The organism is Novipirellula sp. (assembly GCF_041583735.1).
In the GTDB taxonomy this organism is placed as follows: Bacteria; Planctomycetota; Planctomycetia; order Pirellulales; family Pirellulaceae; genus Novipirellula.
In genome coordinates this window covers 1-8,953 of sequence record NZ_JBFHFD010000347.1, presented here as the reverse complement: position 1 = coordinate 8,953, position 8,953 = coordinate 1, and the positions used below count along the sequence as shown (strand labels likewise).

The 8,953-nt window shown below is 56.5% G+C and carries 6 protein-coding genes and 1 pseudogene; 4 read left to right on the top strand and 3 right to left on the bottom strand.

Annotated features, from left to right (window positions below):
* Nucleotides 1-166: 166 nt before the first annotated feature.
* The 3 genes from tsaD (at nt 167) to ABX962_RS22050 (ending at nt 2,844) form a co-directional block, all read left to right on the top strand.
* The gene (gene tsaD, locus ABX962_RS22060) at nt 167-1,204 is read left to right on the top strand and encodes a tRNA (adenosine(37)-N6)-threonylcarbamoyltransferase complex transferase subunit TsaD (protein ID WP_372722363.1); all 1,038 of its coding nucleotides are present in this window, start codon (nt 167-169) and stop codon (nt 1,202-1,204) included.
* Nucleotides 1,194-1,844: a futalosine hydrolase gene (gene mqnB, locus ABX962_RS22055; RefSeq protein WP_372722361.1), complete on the top strand. Its 651-nt coding sequence runs from the start codon at nt 1,194-1,196 to the stop codon at nt 1,842-1,844. The genes tsaD and mqnB overlap by 11 nt, the downstream gene beginning before the upstream one ends.
* 151 nt (nt 1,845-1,995) lie before the next feature.
* On the top strand, nt 1,996-2,844 hold the full coding sequence (locus tag ABX962_RS22050) for a menaquinone biosynthesis family protein (RefSeq protein WP_372722359.1): 849 nt from the start codon (nt 1,996-1,998) through the stop codon (nt 2,842-2,844).
* A 241-nt stretch (nt 2,845-3,085) separates the two neighbouring features.
* On the opposite strand, the gene ABX962_RS22045 is transcribed toward ABX962_RS22050, so the two are convergent.
* The gene (locus tag ABX962_RS22045) at nt 3,086-3,874 is read right to left on the bottom strand and encodes a sugar phosphate isomerase/epimerase family protein (protein ID WP_372722357.1); all 789 of its coding nucleotides are present in this window, start codon (nt 3,872-3,874) and stop codon (nt 3,086-3,088) included.
* A gap of 23 nt (nt 3,875-3,897) precedes the next feature.
* Between ABX962_RS22045 and ABX962_RS22040 the strand changes: the two genes are divergently transcribed.
* Nucleotides 3,898-6,813: a hypothetical protein gene (locus ABX962_RS22040; RefSeq protein WP_372722356.1), complete on the top strand. Its 2,916-nt coding sequence runs from the start codon at nt 3,898-3,900 to the stop codon at nt 6,811-6,813.
* Between the two features lie 40 nt (nt 6,814-6,853).
* On the opposite strand, the gene cysN is transcribed toward ABX962_RS22040, so the two are convergent.
* The gene (gene cysN / locus ABX962_RS22035) at nt 6,854-8,797 is read right to left on the bottom strand and encodes a sulfate adenylyltransferase subunit CysN (protein ID WP_372722354.1); all 1,944 of its coding nucleotides are present in this window, start codon (nt 8,795-8,797) and stop codon (nt 6,854-6,856) included.
* A gap of 54 nt (nt 8,798-8,851) precedes the next feature.
* A pseudogene (locus ABX962_RS22030) lies at nt 8,852-8,953 on the bottom strand (sulfate adenylyltransferase small subunit); the annotation flags it as partial.

Sequence of the window (8,953 nt, the reverse complement as noted above, 5' to 3'; positions counted from 1 at the left end):
GTTTTGAGCCACGAAATGTAGCAACCTGCCGCCAATCGATCAAGGCAGGCCTACCGCAGGATTCACGCTAGTTTTAGGATTTAGATCTCTTTTTATGCGGACAATTGCGGCTGGCACGCTTATTCTTCGCAAAATCAAACTTGCAGCCCCTCTTTGGATGGGTTTTTTGGCGGACGCTATTTTGCCTATTTTGACGATCGAATCGACTTGTGACGAGACCGCTGCGGCCGTGATCAGCGACGAGGGGGCAGTGATGGGCCAATGCATTGCGACTCAGGAGTCGCTTCACGAGCAGTTTCGCGGGGTCGTCCCCGAGGTTGCTGCCCGTGCTCATTTGGAGCGAATTTTGCCGGTGATCGACACCGCGATTCGGCAAGCCAACGTTTCGCCCGACGATTTGACCGCGATCGCGGTTGCCGATCGCCCTGGGCTCGCCGGTTCGCTGTTGGTCGGGGTCGTCGCAGCGAAGACCTTGGCGATCGCTTGGCAGAAACCACTCGTCTCGCTGAATCACCTGCACGCTCACTTGTACGCGTGCCAGTTGTCGAGTGAATCGTCGGTCTATCCGTGCGTCGGTTTGATCGTCAGCGGGGGGCACACCAGTTTGTATTACTGCACCAGCCCGCTGGATCTCGAATACCTGGGCGGTACGATCGATGACGCGGCGGGCGAAGCGTTTGACAAAGTCGGCGCGATGTTGAGTTTAGGGTTCCCCGGGGGACCCGAGGTTTCAAAGTTGGCGGCCAAGGGCAAGCGAGATGCCTATGCTTTTCCACGCTCGATGATCCATGAAAAGCATTTCGACTTTAGTTTTAGTGGGCTGAAGACGGCGGTGCGGTATGCGATCACCGGTCCTGGGCAGCAGGATTTTGCAAAACTGGAAATCGACGATCAGGTCAAAGCGGATGTTTGTGCGTCGTTTGAAACTGCAGTTGTCGACGTGTTGGTCCGCAAGAGTCGCCGGGCACTGAAACAGTACAAGTGTAAGCAGTTGATTATTGGCGGCGGAGTCGCGGCGAATGGCTATCTGCGTCAACAATTTGCCGCCGCTGCCACGCAGGATCACTTCGCATTAACGATCGCCCCGCCCGATTTGTGTACCGACAATGCCGTGATGGGGGCGATTGCACTGGAAAAAATTCGACGTGGTGATTTTGCCTCCTTCGATATCGATATCACTCCTGGATTGCAGCGTGGCTTCTAATTTATTACTGATTCCAACCGCAATCGAACGCGACAAAATCATGTCTCGATTGGATGTGCCTGCGATCGATGATAGTTGGGTGACCCAATTGTGTGGGTTTGGCCAGATCGCTGCGGCAGCACGCACTTCACAATTGATTGCGAAGTACCACCCCGAACGAATCGTGTTGGTGGGAATCGCCGGAGCATTCTCCGGTCGCGGGGATGTCGGCTCGGCGTATCGGTTTAGGAAGGTCACGTGTGACGGAATCGGAGTCGGTGCCGGTGAAACGTTTCGCTCGGCGTCGGATATCGGTTGGGCTCACTTTGCCGACATCGGGGATGAAATTGCACTGGGCGGATGGAGCGACACGTCCAGTGTGGTCGAGGGCAGTGTGGTCGAGGGGCGGTTGCTGAGTGTGTGTGCGGCGTCGCAATCGGTGAGTGAAGCGGGTGCTCGGGCCGATCGGTTTCCCGATGCGGTCGCCGAAGACATGGAAGCCTTTGGTGTGGCGATGGCATGCCAGATGCACAATGTGCCGTTAGAGGTGGTTCGTGGGATATCGAACGAGGTGGGCGACCGCGATCATTCGCGATGGCAAATCGACAAGGCTCTGCAAGCCGCCGCAGAACTGGTGATTCGGCTATTCGATCGTCGTTGATCGCCCCGCGATCAAAACGAGACCGCAAAACGAAAGTAAAAATGAGAACGCAAGATCGCGGAGCGATCCGCGACACGACTTCGCAAGCTCGTTATGCTGTAGGATCCGACAAGTATCGCTCGCGAAAAACGCTATCCAGAGAGACTCTCACGTGAATCGACCGATTGAACTTGGCATTTCAACATGCCCCAATGACACGTTTGCGTTTCACGCCCTGATGAACCGGTTGGTCGATTGGCGTGGTCTCGATTTTCATGTGCGTCTGCTGGACATCCAACAGCTGAATGATGGGCTGTTTCGCAACGAATTCGACGTCGCCAAAACCAGCTTTCATGCGGCACTGCTGCTTAGCGAAGAAACGGTGGTGTTGCCCAGCGGATCGGCGATGGGGTTTGGTGTCGGTCCACTGCTGCTATCGGCATCGCCTGATGATGCAGGGGCTCCCGAGGACGAAGACAAAACGACGCTGTGCCCAGGGGAACATACGACGGCGACGCTGCTGCTGAAAATCTTTCATCCCAAGGCGACAAACATCAAGCAGGTCGTCTTTTCCGAGATCATGCCGATGTTGCAGCGGGGCGAGGCCGACTTTGGCGTCTGTATTCACGAGGGCCGCTTCACCTGGCAAGACCAAGGGCTCGGCCGCGTCGAAGATTTGGGCGAGCGGTGGGAAACTGAATCGACCACGCCGCTGCCGTTGGGCGGCATCGTGGCTCGCCGTGTCTTGCCGGCTGAGGTGACTGCGAAAGTCCAGCAAGTTATCCACGATTCGATCGCCTTTGCGATGGCCGACCGCAACGCCCCGCTTCCGACGATGCGAAAATATGCTCAAGAGTTCAGTGACGAAGTGCTGATGAAGCATGTCGATTTGTACGTCAACGATTGGACGCTCGACTTAGGGGACGTGGGGCGTCACGCGATCACGATTCTGTCGCGACGAGCACGCGAAGCCGGCATCGGGACCGAAAAAGCGATCGAAGTGTTTCGCATGCCGACGTAGCGAGTGCACCATCTAACTTGAACGTTGGGCCAACTTGAACATTGGGGGTAGTGGACGAGGCAACGAGTCCCTGAAGTGCGGTCGAATCGTGGGGGCTCGTAGCCTCGGCCACTTCAGCAAACCCCGAAACCGGTACTGAATGACGCACTAGGCGAGTTTACCCATGCCGAGGCATTTTTCCCATGCTCAGGCATCGAGACTAAGTGCTGTTGCCGTTACGCAACGGCTTGGCAAGCTACGACTACAGGTTCTGCAAGTACTCGACGCCTTGCGACAGTTCGTCGTAGGCCGAGTCGGCGGGCATGTCGCGGCGGCCTACCACAAAATACCCGCGGTATTGAAAATTCTCGAGCAGCCCGAGTAGCTCCGGAAAATCAGCTGTCCCTTGACCCAGCGGCACCGACAACCCACGGCCTGCCGCTAAGTCGATCACCCCGTCGACCGCACAGACAACCTGGATCCGATTGCCCAATGCTTTGATAGCATCCCGTGGGCTGTGCCGGTTGATAATCAATTGACCAGGGTTCAGGGCGGCGGCGACGTAAGTGTCTTCGCTAGCATCCAACAGCTCTGCTAGTGTTTCGCCCGACTCGGTGCCCGTTTCGGCAGCGAACATCGCACCGATTCGGGTGCCATAGCGACCGAGGTCTTCCATCACGCTTTGCAGGGTGATGTAGCGAGGATCGTCTTTTTCCTCGGGAATCATCCCGATTTGGTTGACGGCAACCGGAGCGCCAAGTTTGTAGGCAAACTCCATCGCCGCCTTGGTCGCTTCGACTCGGCGGTCGAGATCCTGGGTGACATCATATCCCCGCCGGGTGGGAAAGCGGACCGCAGCAACCCGTAAATTCAGATCATCCAGCATTTTCCGCAATTGTCGCAGCCCAGTGTCCGACAATTCAGAAGGGCGAATGCCGTTGCGCGCGTCGATTTCGATTGCCGATGCACCCATTGCTGCCACCAACGGCAGCGATTTGCGTAACGGAGCTCGCAAGTTATCCAATCGTACCGCCACTTTGACTTCAGCCACAGAATTCCTACTTTCGTTTGCAAATGAACCTTCGAATCGGCGGCATTTTACTCTGCCGTTATCGAAACGAAAGCCAGTATGGCGATTGCCGCCGGATCGTATCTGCGATCATGGTAGCGGTGCTGGGGCTCTGCGCCGTGGCGGCATCCCCGGTAATCCTGGCGGCTCAATCTCCTTCGCTCGCAAACAGCTTGATTACCGGTTCGGCCGAGCGATCAGATTCACAGGCTGCTTTACCGCTGTTGCCAACCGATAAGTTGCCGCGTCACCTGTGGAACTTTGGCCGGGCCAGCGACAAGAACTTTGACGATTGGCCCGACGAGTGGCAGCGACGCGTAGGGCGTCGTTATCCCAAGTATGTCAAAGTGGCGATTGCGGCGAAGAATCCCGCAGCGCAGCAGCAGTTACTGGCCATCGACACCATGGTCATTCGCGAGTGGCCTCGATTGCGCAAGCATTTCAAGGGATTGCCTGTGTTGCCGCCGTCGTTTGCCGATGCGATGGTGGATCGCTATTTAAAGATTGAACTGGATGGTGGTTTGGTGATGACGCAATCGCCCCCCGTGAAAACCAGTCACGTTTATCAATATCGGTTCAGCGTCCGAGTGATGACCCAAGGTTTGCGGCATGACCGCGCCCGGGCGGAGTTCGTTTTTGTCGATGACCATGGCGACGAGGTCGAGACGCATCTAACGGAATCGGTCACCGGGACTACCGCTTGGACCGAATTGGTGCTTGACCGCATCCGTGCGCCGCGATCGGCCACGGGTGTCTTCGTTCGTCTGATTGTCGAGGGTGCCGAAGATGGGCTCGAGGATATTCGTGGTGAAATTGGATTTGATGATATCAGCATCGAGCCGTTTCCTCAGCTCCAACTCGTAACCGATCACCCAATGGGCATTCACCCGGTTGGCAATCCGGTGGACGCAGCGGCAACGGTGTTGGGGTTGCCCAGTGGTGCGACTCAGGTTTTGTTTCGTTTGATGGATGTCGATGGCCGCGAGATCACTCGGCAGCTATCGGATATTCCCAACGTCGTGGCGGTCCAGGGGACGCAACCCGGCGCCGGACTGCGAGGAACATCAAAACCGGGTGGGGCACGGGGAATGCAGGTGCACTGGGAATTGCCTGATCTGGAGCCCGGTTTTTATCGTGTGATGGCATCGCTTCAAGGCCGCCACCTTCGCACCTTGGCAACGGAGACCACGTTCGCGGTGGTCGATCCGGCGATCGGTCAATCCAATCAAGGAAGTTTCGGATGGACGCTGCTTGAAAGCGGCCGCGACATGCCGCCACGTGAACTGGCCAGCTGGTTAGCCCAGTTGGGCGTCAATTGGGTCAAGATTCCGTGTTGGATCGAGCCCAACGACACCGCAACAGCCGACCGAATTTTGGATGCAAGTTCGCGGCTACAAGATGTTGGGATTCAGACGATCGGGGTGCTCGACGTGCCTCCTGAATCGCAGGTGCCTCTGTTTGACATTCGCGGTCGTCGCGATGTCGTGGCGTCTCAACTGTTTCGCGATTCGCGGGTCTGGAAACCATTGCTTGAACCGGTGATGACGCGTCTGACGCTGAAGGTAAAAGTGTGGCAATTGGGCGGGAATCAGGACTACAGTTTTTTGGACCGCAGTCATCTGCAAGAATCGATCGCAGAGATCGCAACGGGGCTGCAAGGCTACGGGCAACCGATCGAGGTCGCGATCTGTTGGCCGTGGACTGAGCGAGACCCTATGCCCTCGGAAACATCGTGGAACGCAGTGCAGCGGTCGAGCGAACCCGAGTTGACCGCGGATGAACTCGACGAGTACTTGCGTCTCGAAGAGTTGCAAGGCAGCAGGAACGGTCCACGAACGTGGGTGGTTATCGAGCCGATCGAGCAAAGTCGATACGGCCGCAATGATCGGATTTTGGATCTGGCAAAACGAATGGCGGTGGTGCGGAAACATCGTGTCCAAGCTGCGTTTGTGTCCCAACCGCGTGATCCCGAACGAGGTCTGTTGACCGCCGATGGACGTCCCGGCGAGATGTTGTTGCCTTGGCGTACCACCTCGTTGATGATCGGCAATCTGCGTCAGATGGGATCGCTACGCCTGCGAAGCAAAGCTGAAAATATTGTTTTCGCCGGAGCGGATCGTGCCGTGGTCATGCTATGGTCGTCGAAGCCATGTGAAGAGCTTATCTATCTTGGCGATGCAGTTCAGATGGTTGACATCTGGGGCCGACGACAGCCCTTGGAACTCGCGGAGGTTGAGGATCAGCTTGCACATCGCGTCAAAATTGGGCCTCGTCCGATCTTTATCACCGGAGCGGACCCAGCGTTGTTAGCGTTTCGTATGTCGGTGGAGGTTGAACAGAAGCAAGTCGATAGCTTGCTCGGGCAAACGCAACCGGTGGATGTCACTTTCACCAACCCGACACGCGAAGGATTGGGCGGTTCGCTCAGTGTGCTGGCACCCGAACATTGGAGTTTTAACGAGCCTTCGATTCCTTGGGAATTGCAAGCGGGAAAGAGTACGACGCTGCAATTCAACTTGGTGCTCGGCAATAGTGCCAAGGGGGGCAAATACGAAGTCCCGCTTCGATTTGAACACCAAGCGATTCCGGCTAAGAAGTTTACGGTTTACCGCGAGTTGACGGTCGGTCCGATTGGATTGCGAATCGAGACCGAAACGCGTCTTTTGACCGGCAATCAGCTGCGAGTCGAAATTGAGATGACGAACGATTCCGGCGTTACCCAGGCCTACGACTGCATGCTCTTTCCGCAGGGAGGCCGGCAGTACCAACGCCGCTTTATCACGGTCAAACCAGGCGAAACGGTGCGTCGCGAATTTTACTGGGATGACGCCGAGTCGCTACTCGGTAGCACCATGTTGCTACGTGCCGGGGAACAAGATGGCAAGCGGATCCTGAACTACGAAATCCCCGTCCGGCGATAGGCCGCCGGAAAATTGTTGCGGCGGTCCTCAGCGGACGTGATTAGCGGATGATTTCGCGAGTTCGCAGCAGCTTGACGATGGCGTCGGCACATTCATCGATGCTTTGTTGGCTCGAATCGATTGTCAAATCCGGATTCGCTGGTTCGTCGTACGCGGCCGTCACCCCGGGGAAATTCAGCAGTTCGCCGGCGTCGGCTTTGGCGTATTGGCCCTTGGTGTCTCGCGTTCGGCAAACGTTGACCGGAGTCGCGACGTGGACCACCAAGAATCGATCTTCGCCGATCAGCTTGCCGACCTTGCTTCGCACCTCTTCGGACGGCGCCACAAACGAGGCCACACAGATCATGCCCGCTTGGTTCAGTGCGTGTGCCAAGTGAGCACTGCGGCGAAGGTTTTCGCTGCGGTCGGCAACCGAGAATCCAAGGTCGCGGCTTAGTCCACGGCGGACGCTTTCGCCATCGATCATCGCCGCAGCACGACCTTCCTCGAACAACTTTCGCTCGACCGCAAGTGCGATCGAGGTCTTGCCGCTGCCGGTCAATCCGGTCAACAGAATCGTGGCCGGTTTCTGACCAAATCGAGCTTCTCGTTCCGCCGGCGTCACAGCCGAAACTTCGTTCGGGTCGCCGGAATCGCTTGCTTGCAAATCGTCGTCCCAGATGCTCTTGGCATCACTGTCGCCCGATTTGTCTAGAATCATCCCCGCCGCCACGGTGGCGTTGGTGATCCGGTCGATCACGATGAAGGCACCCGTGCTGCGGTTGCGACGGTACGCATCGAAATGCAGAGGTCCGCTCAGCGAGATGCTGACACGCCCAATTTCGTTTAATTCCAACTGCGGTGCCGGCTCGCGATGCAATGTGTTTACATCAACGCGATACTTCAGCGTGTCGATCGTGCCGGGTAACGTTTGCGTGGTGTGTTTAAACAGATACGTCTTGCCCGGAACCATCGCGTCGGAATCCATCCACACCAACATCGCATCGATATGATCGCGGCTCTTGGGAAGGTTGCCTTCGCGAACGATCATGTCACCGCGGCTGGCGTCGATTTCATCCTCGAGCGTCAACGTGATCGACAGCGGAGCAAACGCTTCGTCCAGATTGCCGTCAAACGTGACGATCTCTTTGACCTTGGACTTTTGCCGGCTTGGTAGCACCATGATCTCTTCGCCGGGGCGAATGATGCCCGAGGAGATCGTGCCACAGAAACCACGGAAATTCAGGTTTGGACGGTTCACGTATTGAACCGGCATGCGGAAATCTTGCAGGTTGCGATCGCTGCCGATGTACACGGTTTCCAAGAAATTCATCAGCGTGCTGCCGCTGTACCACGGCATGTTCTCGCTGCGATCGACCAGGTTGTCTCCTTTAAGTGCACTGATCGGAATGAAGTGCAGGTCAGGCAGATCCAATCGCGTTGCAAAGGATCGATAGTCGTCACAGATTTCGTTGAATCGCTGCTCGTCAAAATCGACAATATCCATCTTGTTCACCGCCACGATCACGTGGCGAATGCCCAGCAGTGAAACGATGAAACTGTGACGCCGAGTTTGCGTCAAGACGCCGTGACGCGCATCGATCAAGATCACTGCCAAGTCGGCGGAACTAGCGCCGGTGGCCATGTTGCGAGTGTATTGTTCGTGCCCCGGCGTGTCGGCGATGATGAATTTTCGCTTTGCCGTGCTGAAGTAACGGTAGGCGACATCGATCGTGATGCCCTGTTCCCGTTCGGCCTTTAACCCGTCGGTCAGTAGCGCGGGGTCGAAATTGCCGCCCGTCGTGCCGATCTTTTTCGAGTCGGCTTCGAGTTGCGACAGTTGGTCTTCGTAAATCATCTTACTGTCGTACAGCAAGCGGCCGATCAGGGTGCTTTTGCCATCGTCGACACTGCCACACGTAATGAACCTCAGCAACTGCTTGTGCTCGTGCTGCTTCAAGTAGGCTTCGATATCGGTAGCGATCAGGTCAGATTTGTGGGACATGCGTCAAATATGAAATTGAAAGGGTGGCGTTTGGCGTGGGCAGGACACCAGTTTCTAGAAGTATCCTCGGCGTTTCTTTTCTTCCATGCCGGCGCCGCCTTCGTCTTGATCGATGATGCGGCCTTGTCGCTCACTGGTCGTCGCCAACAACATTTC